Here is a 14,418-nt window from a genome sequence, read left to right as displayed (position 1 = left end):
GAGCGGCCGGCGCGGCGGGAGCGGGGAAGGCGGGGCTCAAGACGGTGACGGGCACGGTCAGTTGCCGAACGCCATCATCGTCTTCTCCTTCAGCTCCGCCGCGTCGTTGCTCGCGCTGACGCGGCCGCCCACGACGTAGAAGCGCCCGCCCGCCCAGGCCAGGGTCGGCTGGTAGAACGAGTCCTCGATCTCGGCCGTGGACGCGGGGTGTTGCTGGACGATCGTCGGCACACCGCCGGTCGGGGCGATGGTCGCGACCGCGCCCGCCTTGTCGTACGTCGGCTCCACGTACACCACCACCTTGCCGCCCTCCATCCGCAGCGGCGTGATCATGCGGTCGCCGGGCGCCTTCGAACGCCACGTGGGCTTACCGGTGTTGAGGTCGAAGGCGACGACCTCGTTCGTACGGGACGTGCTGCCCTTCGCGGGCGCCGTCGCCATGTAGAAGGTCTTCGCGTCGGCGGCGAGGCCGGTGCAGCCCTCCAGGTTCCGCCCGAAGATGACGAACCCGCCGCCGCAGTTGGGCGCGAACGAGTCCTTGCCGCCGGCGAGCGAGGAGCGGAGCGTGCCGTTGGCGTTGAGCGCGAGGACGTTCCAGGACGAGTCCTTGTCCTTCTCGCGTGTGGAGATCACCAGCGGGTCGACCGAATAGACCTTGTCGACCTCCCAGTTCTCCGCCAGCTTGTAGGTCCACTTCGCCTTGCCGGTGACGGGGTCCAGTTCCTCCAGCTGGTGGTGCGAGGTCTCGAAGTCGCCCGTGGGGCAGCTCTCGGCCGCGATCAGCTTGGGGCCGCCGGCGAAGGCGAACGGCTTGCAGGTGCCGGTCGACTTCTCGAACAGCTGCTTGCCGTCGGTCATCCGGTAGGCCTGGGCGCCGGCGGTCCTGGCGGCGGTGACGGTGCCGCCGCTGATCGTCAGGTTGACGTCGCTCAGGATGTCGAAGAGACCGATCTCCTTGATCTCCTGCTTCCAGCCGCCCTTGCCGGTGGCGAGGTCGACGAGCTGGAGCTGGTTGCAGTCGGCCTTGTCGCTCGTGCCGTTCATGTACCCGATGACGATCTTGCCGTCGGCGGAGGGCGCGGTCGGCGCGGCGCACAGCTCGGCGGGCAGGTCGAGCGTCCACTTCTTCTTGCCGTCGGTGGCCGAATACCCCACGACCTGCTTGTACATGGCTTTGACGACGGTGTCGCCGGCGAACCACGGGCCGTAGACGTCGGCGCCGTCGCGCGGCAGGTCCACGTCGTTGGTCTGGAGGAAGAGCACCTTGGACTCGCCGTCCTTACGCCCGGCGTTGAGGTCGTCGTCGCTCTCGCGCCCGCCGCCCGTGCCGTCGCCCTGGTCGACGTCCGCCGAGGAGCCGCCGGTCGGCTTGGGGTCCTGGCTCGTGTCGGCGACGGGCTTCTTGCCGCCGTCGTCACCGCCGCTGAGGACGGCGTACGTACCGCCGCCGACGACCAGGAGCGCGGCGGCGGCCGCCGCGACGACGAGGCCGGGCTTGCCCTTGAAGGGGTTCCGCCCGCCGCCGCCGGGGGGCGGGGTGGGGGCGCCGGGGAACTGCTGTGGCGCGTACGGGCCGTAGGGGCCGGGCTGCTGACCGTACGGACCGGGCTGCTGGGCGTACGGGCCGTAGGGGCCGGGCTGTTGGCCGTACGGGCCCGGCTGCTGGCCGTAGGGGCCGGGCTGTTGCGCGTACGGGCCGGGCTGCTGGCCGGGGGCGTACGGGCCGGGGGCCTGGGGGTAGCCGTACGCGGGCGGGCCGACGGGCGGCTGACCGTACGGTCCGGGCGGGCCCGCGGGCGGTGTCGGCGGCGCGGCCGGCATCTGCGGTGGCTGCGGCGGCGGTTGCGACGCCTGCGGAGACGGCTCCCGCGACGGCTCTTGCGGAGTCGGCTCCTGCGACGGCGGCTGCTGCCCGGGTGGCTGAGTCATCAGCGCGTTCCCCCTGTGTCCCCTGTATACGGCCCAACGCCCGACCGGTCTCCCCCGCTGTTCCGTTGGCTGGTCCCTCGGAACGGAGCGGTTCGGGTATGGATTCCGCATCGTCATTTCGGTCGAGCGGGGCTTCTTTGTATCACTCGGACGCGTGTACGGAACGGGCCGGTCCTCCCCTGTTCCCAAGGGAGAACCGGCCCGTGACGCGCCCGTTATGCCTCAGCGCACCTCCGCGCGCGCCCGCTTCACGCGTCCGCTTTCACGCGTCCTCGGCAAGCTCCAGCCACCGCATCTCCAACTCGTCGCGCTCGCCGATCAGTTGGCGCAGCTCGGCGTCCAGCTTCGCCACCTTCTCGAAGTCGGTGGAATGGTCGGCGATCTGCTGGTGCAGGAGAGTCTCCCGGTCGGACATCTTGGTGAGCTGGCGCTCGATCTTCTGGAGTTCCTTCTTCGCCGCGCGGTCGTCCTTGGCCGACACGGGCGCGGCGGCGGCCGGGGCGCCTCCGGAGGCGGGCAGGGTGGCGGCGGGAGCGCCCGGGGCGCCCGACTCGGCGATCTTCCTGCGCCGCTCCAGGTACTCGTCGATCCCGCGCGGCAGCATCCGCAGCGTCCGGTCGCCGAGCAGCGCCATCACCTTGTCGGTGACACGCTCGATGAAGAACCGGTCGTGGGAGATGACCACCATCGAGCCCGGCCAGCTGTCGAGCACGTCCTCCAGCTGGTTGAGCGTCTCGATGTCGAGGTCGTTGGTGGGCTCGTCGAGGAAGAGGACGTTCGGCTCGTCCATCAGCAGCCGCAGCAGCTGGAGCCGGCGCCGCTCGCCACCGGACAGGTCCCCCACCGGGGTCCACTGCTTCTCCTTGGTGAACCCGAACTGCTCGCAGAGCTGACCGGCCGTCATCTCCCTTCCGCCGCCGAGGTCCACCCGGTCCCGTACCTGCTGCACGGCCTCCAACACCCGCAGCGTGGGCTTGAGTTCGGCGACCTCCTGGGAGAGGTAGGCGAGCTTGACGGTCCTGCCGACGGTCACCTTCCCCGCCGCGGGCTGGACGTCGCCGCGGCTACGGGACGCCTCGGCGAGCGCGCGCAGCAGCGAGGTCTTGCCGGCGCCGTTGACCCCGACGAGCCCGATCCGGTCACCGGGGCCGAGCTGCCAGGTCAGATGGCTGAGCAGCACCTTCGGGCCGGCCTGGACAGTCACGTCCTCCAGGTCGAAGACGGTCTTGCCGAGCCGGGCGTTGGCGAACTTCATCAGCGACGAGGTGTCGCGCGGCGGCGGCACGTCGGCGATCAGCTCGTTGGCGGCCTCGATCCGGAAGCGCGGCTTGGACGTACGGGCGGGGGCGCCGCGCCGCAGCCAGGCCAGCTCCTTGCGGACGAGGTTCTTCCGCTTGGCCTCTTCGGTGGCGGCGATGCGCTCGCGCTCGGCGCGGGCGAAGACGTAGTCCGAGTACCCGCCCTCGTACTCGTGCACGGCCCCGCGCTGCACGTCCCACATCTTCGTGCAGACCTGGTCGAGGAACCACCGGTCGTGCGTGACGCAGACGAGCGCGGAGCGCCGCGCCTGGAGGTGCTTCGCCAGCCAGGCGATGCCCTCGACGTCGAGGTGGTTGGTGGGCTCGTCGAGCACGATCAGGTCCGGCTCGCCGATGAGCAGCTTGGCGAGCGCGATCCGCCGCCGCTCGCCACCGGAGAGCGGCGCGATGACGGTGTCCAGCCCCTGCGGGAACCCGGGCAGGTCCAGCCCGCCGAAGAGCCCGGTCAGCACGTCCCGGATCTTGGCGTTCCCGGCCCACTCGTGATCGGCGAGATCCCCGATGACCTCGTGCCGGACGGTGGCCCCGGGATCGAGCGAGTCGTGCTGCGTGAGCACCCCGAGCCGCAGCCCGCCACTGTGCGTGACGCGCCCGGAGTCGGTCTCCTCCAGCTTGGACAGCAACCGGATCAGGGTGGTCTTCCCGTCCCCGTTCCGCCCCACGACCCCGACCCGGTCCCCCTCGGAAACGCCGAGCGAGACACCATCGAGCAGCGCACGGGTGCCGTACACCTTGGTGACTGCTTCGACATTGACCAGATTGACGGCCATTTCACTCCTGTACGGGGGGACGGATCGACGTCCCAGCGTAGTCGCCACGGCCCGCCGGTCCGCGCGCAGCGTTCGATCGCTCTCCCGCAGCGGGCGGATCGGCCGCCCCGTACCGGAAAACGCGTCTCCCCGCGGTCGGCTAGGCGTCCGTCCGGCGGACGACCGTCGCGCCCCGGGACGGGGACGGGGCCGGGCGGGCTGTGTGGCAGGTGGTTGAGGTGTGGAGGGCGGTGGCCACCTCGGTGGCTGAGTCCTCGTCCTTCGTCAGGAACGCCGTCGTGGGGCCCGAGCCGGAGACCAGGGCCGCGAGAGCGCCCGCCGTCATGCCCGCCGTGAGGGTGTCCGCCAGGGACGGGCGCAGGGAGAGGGCCGCGGGCTGGAGGTCGTTGGAGAGGGTGCCGGCCAGGGCGGTCGCGTCGCCGGTGCGGAGGGCTTCCAGGAGCGCCGGGTCGGGGGCCGGGGGCGGGATGTCCCGGCCGGCCGTGAGGCGGTCGAACTCCCGGAACACCGTCGGCGTCGAGAGCCCGCCGTCCGCCACCGCGAACACCCAGTGGAAGGCCCCGCCCACCGCGAGCGGGGTCAGCTGTTCACCCCGGCCCACGCCCAGGGCCGCGCCGCCCAGCAGGCTGAACGGCACGTCGCTGCCCAACTCCGCGCAGATGGAGAGGAGTTCGGACTGCGGGGAGTTGAGCGACCAGAGCGTGTCGCAGGCCAGCAGCGCGCCCGCGCCGTCCGCGCTGCCGCCCGCCATGCCGCCCGCCACCGGGATGTCCTTGTCGATGTGGATGTGGACCCGGGGGTCGATGCCGTGGCGGGCCGCCAGGGACATCGCGGCCCGCGCCGCCAGGTTGGTCGTGTCCAGGGGGACCTTCGCCGCGTCGGGGCCCGTACAGGTGATGCGCAGTTCGTCGGCCGGGGTGACCGTGATCTCGTCGTAGAGGCCCACGGCGAGGAAGACGTTCGCCAGGTCGTGGAAGCCGTCGGGGCGTGCGGCGCCCACGGCCAGCTGGACGTTGACCTTGGCCGGTACGCGTACGGTGACGCTCACGCGTCTGTCTCCTTCGGGGGTGCGGGCCGGGGTGGCTCTGGGTCCGTCTTGGGTTGTTTTGACTCCGCGATCCTCGCGAACTCCTCCACCGTCAGCCCCTCCCCGCGCGCCTGCGGCGAGACCCCCGCCGCCACCAGCGCCGCCTCCGCCGCCGGGGCCGAGCCGGCCCAGCCCGCGAGGGCCGCGCGCAGGGTCTTGCGGCGCTGCGCGAACGCCGCGTCCACGACCGCGAAGACCTCCGTCCGGGAGGCCGAGGTCGCCACCGGCTCCGCCCGGCGGACCAGCGAGACGAGCCCGGAGTCCACGTTGGGCGCGGGCCAGAAGACCGTACGGCCGATGGATCCGGCGCGTTTCACGTCCGCGTACCAGTTGGCCTTCACCGACGGCACTCCGTACACCTTGTTGCCGGGTCCCGCCGCCAGCCGGTCCGCGACCTCCGCCTGGACCATCACCAGCGTCCGCTCGATGGTCGGGAAGTGCTCCAGCATGTGCAGCAGGACGGGTACGGCCACGTTGTACGGGAGGTTCGCGACCAGCGCGGTGGGCGGCGGGCCGGGCAGTTCGGTGACCTTCATCGCGTCGGAGTGCACCAGCGAGAAGCGGTCGGCGCGGGCCGGCATGCGGGCCTCGACCGTCGCGGGCAGCGCGCCCGCCAGGACGTCGTCGATCTCCACGGCGATCACCCGGTCCGCCGCCTCCAGGAGCGCCAGGGTCAGCGAGCCGAGCCCGGGACCGACCTCCACGACGACGTCGTCCGGGCGCACCTCGGCGGTGCGGACGATCCTGCGGACGGTGTTGGCGTCGATCACGAAGTTCTGCCCGCGCTGCTTCGTCGGGCGTACGCCCAGCGCGGCGGCCAGTTCACGGACGTCCGCGGGGCCCAGCAGGGCGTAGGTGTCGGGCGGTGGCTCAGTGGTGCTCACCGGCTAAGCGTACGGTCAACCGGGGCCGCCCCTGTCGCCCCCGTACCCACATCTCCGCCTCCCCCCGTCACACCCGCCACGCCCGCCGCCCCGTCACCCCGTGAGCCGCCGGCCGCAGTGGGGCCATGGGCTCGCGCCCCGCTGTACGTACAGTTTCTTCGCGCGGAACGTCTGCTCCGACGCCGGGGCGTCCTGGGGGCGGCCGGTGCCGCCCAGGGCCTGCCAGGTGCCCGTGTCGAACTGGTAGAGCCCGCCGTAGTTCCCCGACGCGTCGACCGCCCCCGGGCGTCCGCCCGACTCGCAGGCGGCCAGTGCGCTCCAGTTCAGGCCGTCCGCGCCCGCGACGGACGTCGGCATCACCTTCGTACCGACCCTGACCCGCTGGGTGACCGGTTCGCGGACGATCTCGTCGTGGAGCCTGCGGGGCTTCTGCCGTACGCCGTTGACGGTCCGCAGCGCGTACGTGACCCGGCGCACCCCCTGCCGTCCCTGCCGGTCCACGACCTCCGTGCCCCGGAAGAGCGAGGCGTCCCGGGTGGTGACGGTGTCGTACGGGATCGCCTCCTCCCGTACCTCCTCGCGGCCGGTGACGCGCAGCACCGTGACCGTCTGGCCGTGGGGGGGGGGGGGGGGGCCCGCCCCCGGGGGGGGGGGGGGGGCCCCCCCGGGGGGGGGGGGGGGGGGCCCGGGCCCCCCCCCCCCCCCCCCCGCGGGGGGGGGCCCCCCCCCCCCGGCCCCGGCGGGCGGGCCGGGGGCCCCGCGCCCCCCCCCCACGGAGGTGGTGTCCTGGCCACGCAGGGTGATGCCGGCCTGGGCAAGGGCCTCGCCGACGGTCGCCGCGTTGGTACGGATCGTGCGCTCGCGGCCGTCGGCCATGAAGGTCACGGCGCGTTCGGTCCGTACGTCGAGGGCCAGTCCGTGCCGGGCGATCGGGGACGAGCGCGAGACGGACAGGAACGCGCCTTCCGCCCGTACGCCCAGCTGGCGCAGGGCCGCATCGACCGTGCGGGCCGTCGTCCACACCTGGCGGCGGTGGCCGTCGAGGGTGAGCAGGAGGGGGCGGCCGTGGCGGACGACGACCTCGTCGCCGCTGGCCAGTTCGGCGCCGGGCGCGGGGGCGATGATGTCGTGTGCGCCGACGGTGACGCCCTCGTCGGCCAGCAGCTCCGCGACGTTGTCGGCGAAGGTGTGCATGGTGCGGGGGGCGCCGTCGACGCTGAGTTCGACGGCCTTGTCGTTGGCGACGAAGGCGGAGGTGCCACCGGCCAGGAAGGCGACAACGAGGGCCTGGGGGACGAGGCGGCGGAGGTTCCTGGCGGGGTGGTGTGTCCCGGTGGGGAGGTGGTTTTCGGCCGGGGGGTGCTCGGGGGCCGCTTGGGTGTGGTCGTTCTGCGGGAGGTGCGGGGGCGGCGGGGTGGGGCGTCTGCGGCGGCGGGAGGAGTGGCGGGCGGGGACGGGGGCGGGGGCGGGTTCCGGTCCGGGTCCGGGTTCGGGGGTGTACGTGTCGTACGTCTCGTACGGGGGCCACGCCTCGTACCCGTCGTCGTACGGCAGCACCCGCGCGGCCCGTCTCACGTCCAGGGTCTCCACCGGTTCGGCCGACTCGGCCCACTCCGCCCACTCCGCCGGCTCGGCCGTTTCCACGGCCATGGCACCGCGGTGCCCGCCGCGTGCGGCCCGGTGACTGCCTTGCGCATTGCTCACGACGCTCCAGACGATCCGGTCGGCCCCGCCGCGATCGACGGTGCGGCCGGGACACTAGCGGAGCTTCGGTCACTCTCCAAAGCGACTCGACCACGCAGCGTCGCGACGCTACCCTGCGCGCCGCGTCGCGAGAGGGGTCTCAGGCCGGCCCGTAACCGAACGCCTGCGCCGTATTGCGCGCGATCGCCTCCGCCAGCGCGTCCTCACCGATCCCACGCACCTCAGCCATCGCGCGCAAAGTGACCGGAATCAGATAGGGCGCATTCGGCCGGCCCCGGTAGGGCGCCGGTGTGAGAAAAGGCGCATCTGTCTCGACAAGGACGCGTTCCAATGGCGCTACTGTGAGCGCGTCTCGCAACGGCTGAGCGTTTTTGAATGTCACATTGCCTGCAAAGGACATGTAGTAACCGGCAGCCGAACAAATTTCGGCCATTTCCGCGTCACCCGAATAACAATGGAAGACCGTACGTTCCGGCGCACCTTCTTCGGCCAGGATGCGCAGCACATCCGCGTGCGCCTCGCGGTCGTGGATGACCAGCGCCTTGCCGTGCCGTTTGGCCATCTCGATGTGGGCGCGGAACGACCGTTCCTGCGCGGCGACGCCGTCCGGGCCTGTCCGGAAATAGTCGAGACCGGTCTCGCCGACGGCCCGTACGTGGGGCAGCGCGGCCAGCCGGTCGATCTCCGTCAGCGCGTCGTCCAGCGCCGTGTCGCCGCCCCCGGCGCGCGCGCCCTGGCGCGACCACCCGTCGGGGTCACCGAGGACGATGCGGGGGGCTTCGTTGGGGTGCAGGGCGACGGCCGCGTGGACGTTCTCGTACGCGGCGGCCGTCTCGGCTGCCCACCGGGACCCCTTGAGGTCGCACCCCACCTGGACCACAGTCGTCACACCGACCGAGGCGGCCTTCTCCAGGGCGTCCCCGACCGTGCTGTCCTGCATGTCCAGGTGGGTGTGCGAATCCGCGACCGGCACCCGGAGGGGCTCGGGCAACGGTGGCGCGGCCTGTTTCGAACTCATGGGCGCGATCCTACGAGAGGACCGCGCCCACGGGTTCACGTGCGGTGGTTCGCGTGCGGTGCTTCACCCCCCGCGCTTCACGTGCGGTGGTTCACCTGCGGTGGTGGAACGGGTGCAGCAGGTCGGACAGGTGCCAGTGGTGGACGGGCCTCCCCGTGCCCCCGTCCCCCGGCTCCGACCCGTCGCCCCGCGCGGGTATGTTCCCGTTCTTGTCCGCCTTGGACGCCTTCGCCGCCTTCGCGGCCTTGCCGTTCCTGGCCGCCTTGGCCGTCCTCGCGGGCTCGTACTGCTGCATCGCCAGTGCCCTCACCGACGACACCTGCCCGGACCTCATGATCCGTACGACGTGTCCCCCGCAGTTGCTGCACGACGGGCTGGAGAGCGGGGAAGGGACCCGCACTCCGCCGGCCTTGTATACGACGAAATTGTGACCCGTGCCGTCGACGTGGTGCTCTATGTCATAGGCCTGTTCCCACCCATGACCACAGCGCATGCAACAGAACGCATATGCCTCGTGAGCGACGGCGGTGCCGGTAATCTCAGTCATGCCAGCTCCTCTCCACTTCTCCAGTGGACGCCTATTACGGCGGGAGCGCACCGGGCCCTGTCGATTAATGGAGCGGTCTTGGCCTACTCATGTACAAAGGGCCCGGCACCCGGTCTTCGCTTTGCATTTCACGATCGTCCTTTACCTTCCCGAGCGGCGTTCTTCGCCGCGACCACGGCGTCGAACACCTCGCGCTTGGGCAGCCCCGCCTCGGTGGCCACGGCGGCGATCGCCTCCTTGCGACGCTCGCCCGCCTCCTCCCTCACCAGCACCCTGCGCACCAGCTCCTCGGGGGCCAGGTCGCCGGCCCCCGGCGCCGGCGCGCCCTCGACGACGACGGTGATCTCACCCCGTACCCCCTCCGCCGCCCAGACGGCCAGCTCGCCGAGACCGCCGCGCCTGATCTCCTCGTACGTCTTGGTCAGCTCGCGGCACACGGCGGCCCTGCGGTCGGCGCCGAAGACCTCGGCCATCGCGGCGAGGCTGTCGTCCAGCCGGTGCGGGGCCTCGAAGTAGACGAGGGTGCGGCGCTCGCCGGCGGCTTCGCGGAGCCGGGTGAGGCGTTCGCCCGCCTTGCGGGGCAGGAACCCCTCGAAGCAGAAGCGGTCGACGGGCAGGCCGGAGAGGGCGAGCGCGGTCAGGACGGCGGACGGTCCCGGTACGGCGGTGACCCGGACGCCGCGCTCGACCGCGGCGGCCACCAGCCGGTAGCCGGGGTCCGAGACGGACGGCATGCCCGCGTCCGTGACGAGCAGCACCCGCGCGCCGCCGGACAGCGCGTCGGCCAGATCCGGGGTCCTGGCCGACTCGTTGGCCTCGAAGTACGACACGATCCGGCCACGGGGCTGCACGCCGAGCGCCTGGGTGAGGCGCCGCAGCCGGCGGGTGTCCTCGGCGGCGATGACGTCGGCGGTCTCCAGCTCGGCGGTGAGCCGGGGCGGGGCGTCGCCGAAGTCGCCGATGGGGGTGCCGGCGAGGACGAGGACGCCGCCGGTCCCGCGCGACGCGTAGGCACCGGGCTCCAGGGGGAGGTCGTCGTCACTCTCTCCCGACCCCTGTCCCGTCCCTCCCGTCTCTCCCGTCTCTCCCTCTCTGACGTCATCTTCGGCTTCGTGCGGCGCACTCAATGGATGAGATTCGTACGCTTCATACGGCTCGTTCGGTCCCGGCGTTGCCTGCGTTCCGTTCACATCCGTCATCCTCGCAGGGCGCGACGCGCACCACTCACAGCGGCGTTCCCTACGATGGCGCGGTGACCAGTACTGCGCCAGAAGCCCTCCAGGGGCCCGACGCCGGCGACAAGCCGCCCTCATGGCCCCAGCGGCTGCGCCGATTCGGCCATGTTCCCCGGCCGGTGATCGGGCTGCGCGAGCGGCTGGTGCCGCCGTACACCGAACCCTCCGAGCGGCTGTGGGCGGTGCTCGCGTGCCCGCCCGCCCTGGCGGCGCGGCTGACGCGCTGGTCGGCGTGGGGCGGGCCGCTGCTGATCACGCTGGTGGCGGGGGTGCTGCGGTTCTGGCACCTGGGGTCACCCAAGGCGGTGATATTCGACGAGACGTACTACGCCAAGGACGCCTGGGCCCTGATGCACCAGGGGTACGAGGGCAACTGGAAGGTCAAGGACGTCGACAAGCTGATCCTGGCCGACCCGTCCTCCGTGACGGTGCCGTCGGATCCCGGCTATGTCGTGCATCCGCCGGTGGGCAAGTGGGTCATCGGGCTCGGCGAGGAGATGTTCGGCCTCGACCCGTTCGGCTGGCGTTTCATGGTGGCGGTGCTCGGCACGCTGTCGGTGCTGCTGCTCTGCCGGATCGGGCGGCGGCTGTTCCGTTCGACGTTCCTGGGGTGCCTGGCGGGGGCGCTGCTGACCGTCGACGGCCTGCACTTCGTCATGAGCCGTACGGCGCTGCTCGACCTGATCCTGATGTTCTTCGTGCTGGCCGCGTTCGGGTGCCTGCTGATCGACCGCGACTGGGCCCGGCGCAGGCTGGCCGCCGCGCTGCCCGAGGACGCGGAGGGTGTGCTGCGTCCGGACGTCAGGATCGCGGAGAACCTCCGGCTCGGCTGGCGGCCGTGGCGGCTCGCGGCCGGGGTGATGATCGGGCTCGCGATCGGGACGAAGTGGAGCGGTCTGTACGTCCTGGTCGCCTTCGCGGTCATGACAGTGCTGTGGGACGTGGGCGCGCGCCGCACGGCCGGTGCCGTACGTCCGTACCGGGCCGTGATCCTGCGGGACATCCTGCCGGCCTTCGTGTCGACGGTGCCGGTCGCGGTGGCGACGTATCTGGCGTCGTGGACGGGGTGGTTCGTCACGGACGACGGCTACTTCCGCGACTGGGCGACCAAGGGCGAGGGCCGGGGCGGGCACTTCACGTGGCTGCCGGACTCGATCCGGAGCCTGTGGCACTACGAGTACGAGGTCTTCCAGTTCCACACGAACCTGACGTCGGGCCACACGTACCAGTCGAACCCGTGGAGCTGGATCGTCCTCGGCCGGCCGGTCTCGTACTTCTACGAGTCCCCGGCGGCCGGCACGGACGGCTGCCCGGCGACGACGACGGGCAAGTGCGCGCGCGAGGTACTGGCGCTGGGGACGCCGCTGCTGTGGTGGACGGCGGCGTTCGCGCTGCTCTTCCTGCTGTGGCGGTGGATCTTCCGCCGCGACTGGCGCGCGGGCGCGATCGCGTGCGCGGTGGCGGCGGGCTGGCTGCCGTGGTTCCACTACCAGGAACGCACGATCTTCCTCTTCTACGCGGTCATCTTCGTCCCGTTCCTGTGCCTGGCGGTCGCGATGATGATCGGCGCGATGGCGGGCCCGGCGGGCTCGGACGAACGCCGCCGCACGATCGGCGCGGTGGGCGCGGGCGTCCTGGTCCTGCTGATCGTCTGGAACTTCATCTACTTCTGGCCGCTGTACACGGGGACGTCGATTCCGGTGGACTCGTGGCGGAACCGGATGTGGTTCGACACGTGGGTGTAGCGATCCTCGCGCGCCGCGCGCCCTGGGCGAACGGGGTTCCGGCCGGGCGCGCTGCGGCCGGAGCCGTGCGGTTCGGGGTCAGGTGTCGAGGTGGGGGCGGAGTGAGTGGGCCAGGTGGTCTGCCCGGTCGGCCGTCACCTGTTGCTCCTTGGGGAGTTGGAGCAGCCTGAAGACGCCTGGTCCGCGGTGCTCCGGGGGCAGGTCCGCCGGGCGCGGGACGATGTGGAAGTGCACGTGGGCGAAGCCTTCGGCTTCGGCGAACTGGATGACGTAGGTCTTGACGCAGCCCGTCACGGCCCGCAGGGCCCGGGAGAGCTTGACCTGCCAGGTTCCCAGTGACGCGGCCTCGGCGTCGGTGAGGTCGTGGACCGCGGTGACATGACGGCGGGGCAGCAGCACCAGCCAGCCGGGCAGCGCGGTGCCGAAGGCGTGGGCCGCCCGCCAGTGCTGGTCGAAGGCCACGCGCTCCCGAGGGGGAAGTACGTCGAACTGGGCTTCCTGGTCGCACGCGTAGCAGGCGGGAGTCGTCATGACCAGGATCGTAGGACCGTCCCGCCCCGGACACGGGCTACGCCGGGCGGGACGGACTGTGACAGCCTCGTTGCCGGAATTGTGGGGTCCGTCACATCCGGGGTGGGGGCGGGCTGGTGCACTCTGCGGATGGTGCTTCTGCTGCTCATTCCGGTCGCTCTGATCACCGCCTTCGGGTTGGCCGGGTACGGCTTCGGCGTGCTCGGGCGGGTCGGGGTTCGAGGGGCCGGGCGGGTGGTGTGGCTGCGGTGTCTCGGCTCGCTGCTGGGTGCGGGCGCCGTCGCCGTCTACACCTGGGGGCTGCTCCTCGCCGCCGGTGCGGTGCTGGCGGCGGAGGACGGGGGTGCCAGTTCCTCGCCGCTCCTGCCCTGCCGTACCCCTGGACAGTGGGAGCGCGCGTCGCAGGTCATCGACTACCGCGTGGACTACGTGCCCCTCCGCTTCGTCTGCGAGACGACGGGCGGCGGAAGCTTCGCCACCGACGCCGTTCCCGGTTACGTCAACCAGGCCGTCGTGGGCTTCGCCCTGGGCGGCGTCGTCTGCGCCGGGGCGGCGGCCGTCACGGGGGAGATGGCCGAGCGCCGGGCGGGGAAGGTGTCGGGTGGGTGAGGGGCCCGGTGCGTGAGGGGCCGGGTGCGTGAGCGGCCCGGCGCGTGAGGGGCCGGGTGCGTGACCCTGTCGTCCCTCTTGTGTCGTCCCTCTTGTCTTGTGGGGCCTCACCCCGCCAGAGGATGCCAGCCGTCCTCCGCCTCCCCGCTCCACACCAGCGCCCCGTCCCTCAGCCCCGGCCGGTCCCTCGTCGCCAGGGCCGGGGCCTCCAGCATGTCGGCCACCTCCTCCAAGTACGTGACCAGAGTGTCGAGTTCGTCGGCCGGAGGTTCGCTGTAGCGGGACCAGCCGCCCAGGAAGCCGGTCGCCGTGTCCAGGTACAGGCCCGACGTGCCGTCGGCCGGGGCCAGGGAGATCACCGGGATCCAGGTCGCCTGCCACGCGGTGAACCGGTCGTATTCCGGTTCCGGCCGGTGGGCGCCGCGGGCGCCCATGCGGTGCCGGTACGACTCCGCCACCGCGTCCAGCGTCATCAGGGCCCGGTTTCCCGGCAGGCATCCCCGCCCGCCCACCCCGTCGTCACCCGCCGTCAGCGACCACAGGGCGCGCAGGGCGGGCGGAATCGGGGTGCCGAGGTCGCGTTCCAGGGCGGCGAGGGCGGCGGGGCCGGCGCCGGGGCGAAGGGCCTCGTAGGAGGCGGAGGCGCGGCGCCCGAGCCAGCGGGTCACGCGCTGCCAGGCGTCCTTGACCTCTCGTACGGTGAGCGCCTCCGCCTCGGCTTCCGCGGCCGGGTCCACCAGCCGTTCCCGGGACCGGGCCGGAGCGGCGGCGCGGGTCGAGGTCGCCTGCCGTATCTCTATCCTGTCCGGCCCGCGCACATAGTCGACCGCCAGGGTCGGGCACTCCTCGAACAGGTCACCGTCCACCATCACCGTGAGGACGCCGGGCGGACCCATCGGCCGGCCCAGCTCCGGCTCCTCGGCCAGCCGGCCGGCCAGGACCTTCAAGGCGTACGGAACGCCCGCCCCTAGTCCGGTGGCGGCCTCGCGCAGGCGCGGGGAGATCTCGACGTACATCACGGCCTGGTGCTCCTTGATCGG

General features: G+C 72.2%; 12 protein-coding genes. 2 read left to right on the top strand and 10 right to left on the bottom strand.

Annotated features, from left to right (window positions below; all coding sequences use genetic code 11):
- Window positions 1–57: 57 nt before the first annotated feature.
- The 8 genes from ACIODU_RS25325 to rsmI all read right to left on the bottom strand — a co-directional run bounded on the left by ACIODU_RS25325 (window position 58) and on the right by rsmI (window position 10,283).
- Entirely contained in the window at window positions 58–1,929 is a 1,872-nt protein-coding gene (locus tag ACIODU_RS25325) for a PQQ-binding-like beta-propeller repeat protein (RefSeq protein WP_401770016.1), read from the bottom strand.
- A 262-nt stretch (window positions 1,930–2,191) separates the two neighbouring features.
- Window positions 2,192–4,018, bottom strand: a complete 1,827-nt coding sequence (locus ACIODU_RS25320; RefSeq protein ID WP_401770015.1) for an ABC-F family ATP-binding cassette domain-containing protein — start codon at window positions 4,016–4,018, stop codon at window positions 2,192–2,194.
- Between the two features lie 139 nt (window positions 4,019–4,157).
- Window positions 4,158–5,066: a 4-(cytidine 5'-diphospho)-2-C-methyl-D-erythritol kinase gene (locus tag ACIODU_RS25315; RefSeq protein WP_401770014.1), complete on the bottom strand. Its 909-nt coding sequence runs from the start codon at window positions 5,064–5,066 to the stop codon at window positions 4,158–4,160.
- A complete protein-coding gene (gene rsmA, locus ACIODU_RS25310) occupies window positions 5,063–5,989 on the bottom strand; it encodes a 16S rRNA (adenine(1518)-N(6)/adenine(1519)-N(6))-dimethyltransferase RsmA (RefSeq protein WP_401770013.1) in 927 nt (308 codons plus the stop codon). Before rsmA ends, ACIODU_RS25315 begins: the two co-directional genes overlap by 4 nt.
- A 93-nt stretch (window positions 5,990–6,082) precedes the next feature.
- Window positions 6,083–7,639 carry a ubiquitin-like domain-containing protein gene (locus ACIODU_RS25305; RefSeq protein WP_401770012.1) on the bottom strand — a complete coding sequence of 519 codons (1,557 nt, stop codon included), beginning with the start codon at window positions 7,637–7,639 and terminating at the stop codon, window positions 6,083–6,085.
- A gap of 193 nt (window positions 7,640–7,832) precedes the next feature.
- Complete coding sequence (locus ACIODU_RS25300) at window positions 7,833–8,711, bottom strand: TatD family hydrolase (protein WP_401770011.1); 879 nt, start codon at window positions 8,709–8,711, stop codon at window positions 7,833–7,835.
- A 91-nt stretch (window positions 8,712–8,802) separates the two neighbouring features.
- Window positions 8,803–9,258, bottom strand: coding sequence for a hypothetical protein (locus ACIODU_RS25295; protein ID WP_356429767.1), 456 nt, complete (start codon window positions 9,256–9,258; stop codon window positions 8,803–8,805).
- 128 nt (window positions 9,259–9,386) lie between these two features.
- Window positions 9,387–10,283 (bottom strand): 16S rRNA (cytidine(1402)-2'-O)-methyltransferase, encoded by an 897-nt coding sequence (gene rsmI, locus ACIODU_RS25290; protein ID WP_401770041.1) that lies wholly within the window; start codon window positions 10,281–10,283, stop codon window positions 9,387–9,389.
- Window positions 10,284–10,510: 227 nt separating this feature from the next.
- Between rsmI and ACIODU_RS25285 the strand changes: the two genes are divergently transcribed.
- On the top strand, window positions 10,511–12,238 hold the full coding sequence (locus ACIODU_RS25285; protein ID WP_356429764.1) for a phospholipid carrier-dependent glycosyltransferase: 1,728 nt from the start codon (window positions 10,511–10,513) through the stop codon (window positions 12,236–12,238).
- A gap of 78 nt (window positions 12,239–12,316) precedes the next feature.
- On the opposite strand, the gene ACIODU_RS25280 is transcribed toward ACIODU_RS25285, so the two are convergent.
- Window positions 12,317–12,769 carry an HIT family protein gene (locus ACIODU_RS25280; protein WP_401770010.1) on the bottom strand — a complete coding sequence of 151 codons (453 nt, stop codon included), beginning with the start codon at window positions 12,767–12,769 and terminating at the stop codon, window positions 12,317–12,319.
- A gap of 129 nt (window positions 12,770–12,898) precedes the next feature.
- Between ACIODU_RS25280 and ACIODU_RS25275 the strand changes: the two genes are divergently transcribed.
- Complete coding sequence (locus ACIODU_RS25275) at window positions 12,899–13,378, top strand: hypothetical protein (RefSeq protein WP_401770009.1); 480 nt, start codon at window positions 12,899–12,901, stop codon at window positions 13,376–13,378.
- A 107-nt stretch (window positions 13,379–13,485) separates the two neighbouring features.
- Here ACIODU_RS25275 and ACIODU_RS25270 read toward each other — a convergent pair whose 3' ends face one another.
- Window positions 13,486–14,394, bottom strand: coding sequence for a hypothetical protein (locus ACIODU_RS25270; RefSeq protein ID WP_401770040.1), 909 nt, complete (start codon window positions 14,392–14,394; stop codon window positions 13,486–13,488).
- Between the last annotated feature and the right edge of the window lie 24 nt (window positions 14,395–14,418).

The organism is Streptomyces sp. NPDC088261 (assembly GCF_044740805.1).
Taxonomy (GTDB): Bacteria; Actinomycetota; Actinomycetes; order Streptomycetales; family Streptomycetaceae; genus Streptomyces.
This window is presented reverse-complemented; position numbering and strand designations above follow the sequence as displayed.

Coding starts and splice junctions, on each gene's coding strand:
- ACIODU_RS25270 (WP_401770040.1), bottom strand. CDS start 14,394: ATGTACGTCGAGATCTCCCCGCGCCTGCGCGAGGCCGCCACCGGACTA.
- ACIODU_RS25325 (WP_401770016.1), bottom strand. CDS start 1,929: ATGACTCAGCCACCCGGGCAGCAGCCGCCGTCGCAGGAGCCGACTCCG.
- ACIODU_RS25295 (WP_356429767.1), bottom strand. CDS start 9,258: ATGACTGAGATTACCGGCACCGCCGTCGCTCACGAGGCATATGCGTTC.
- ACIODU_RS25280 (WP_401770010.1), bottom strand. CDS start 12,769: ATGACGACTCCCGCCTGCTACGCGTGCGACCAGGAAGCCCAGTTCGAC.
- ACIODU_RS25300 (WP_401770011.1), bottom strand. CDS start 8,711: ATGAGTTCGAAACAGGCCGCGCCACCGTTGCCCGAGCCCCTCCGGGTG.
- ACIODU_RS25320 (WP_401770015.1), bottom strand. CDS start 4,018: ATGGCCGTCAATCTGGTCAATGTCGAAGCAGTCACCAAGGTGTACGGC.
- ACIODU_RS25275 (WP_401770009.1), top strand. CDS start 12,899: ATGGTGCTTCTGCTGCTCATTCCGGTCGCTCTGATCACCGCCTTCGGG.
- ACIODU_RS25305 (WP_401770012.1), bottom strand. CDS start 7,639: ATGGCCGTGGAAACGGCCGAGCCGGCGGAGTGGGCGGAGTGGGCCGAG.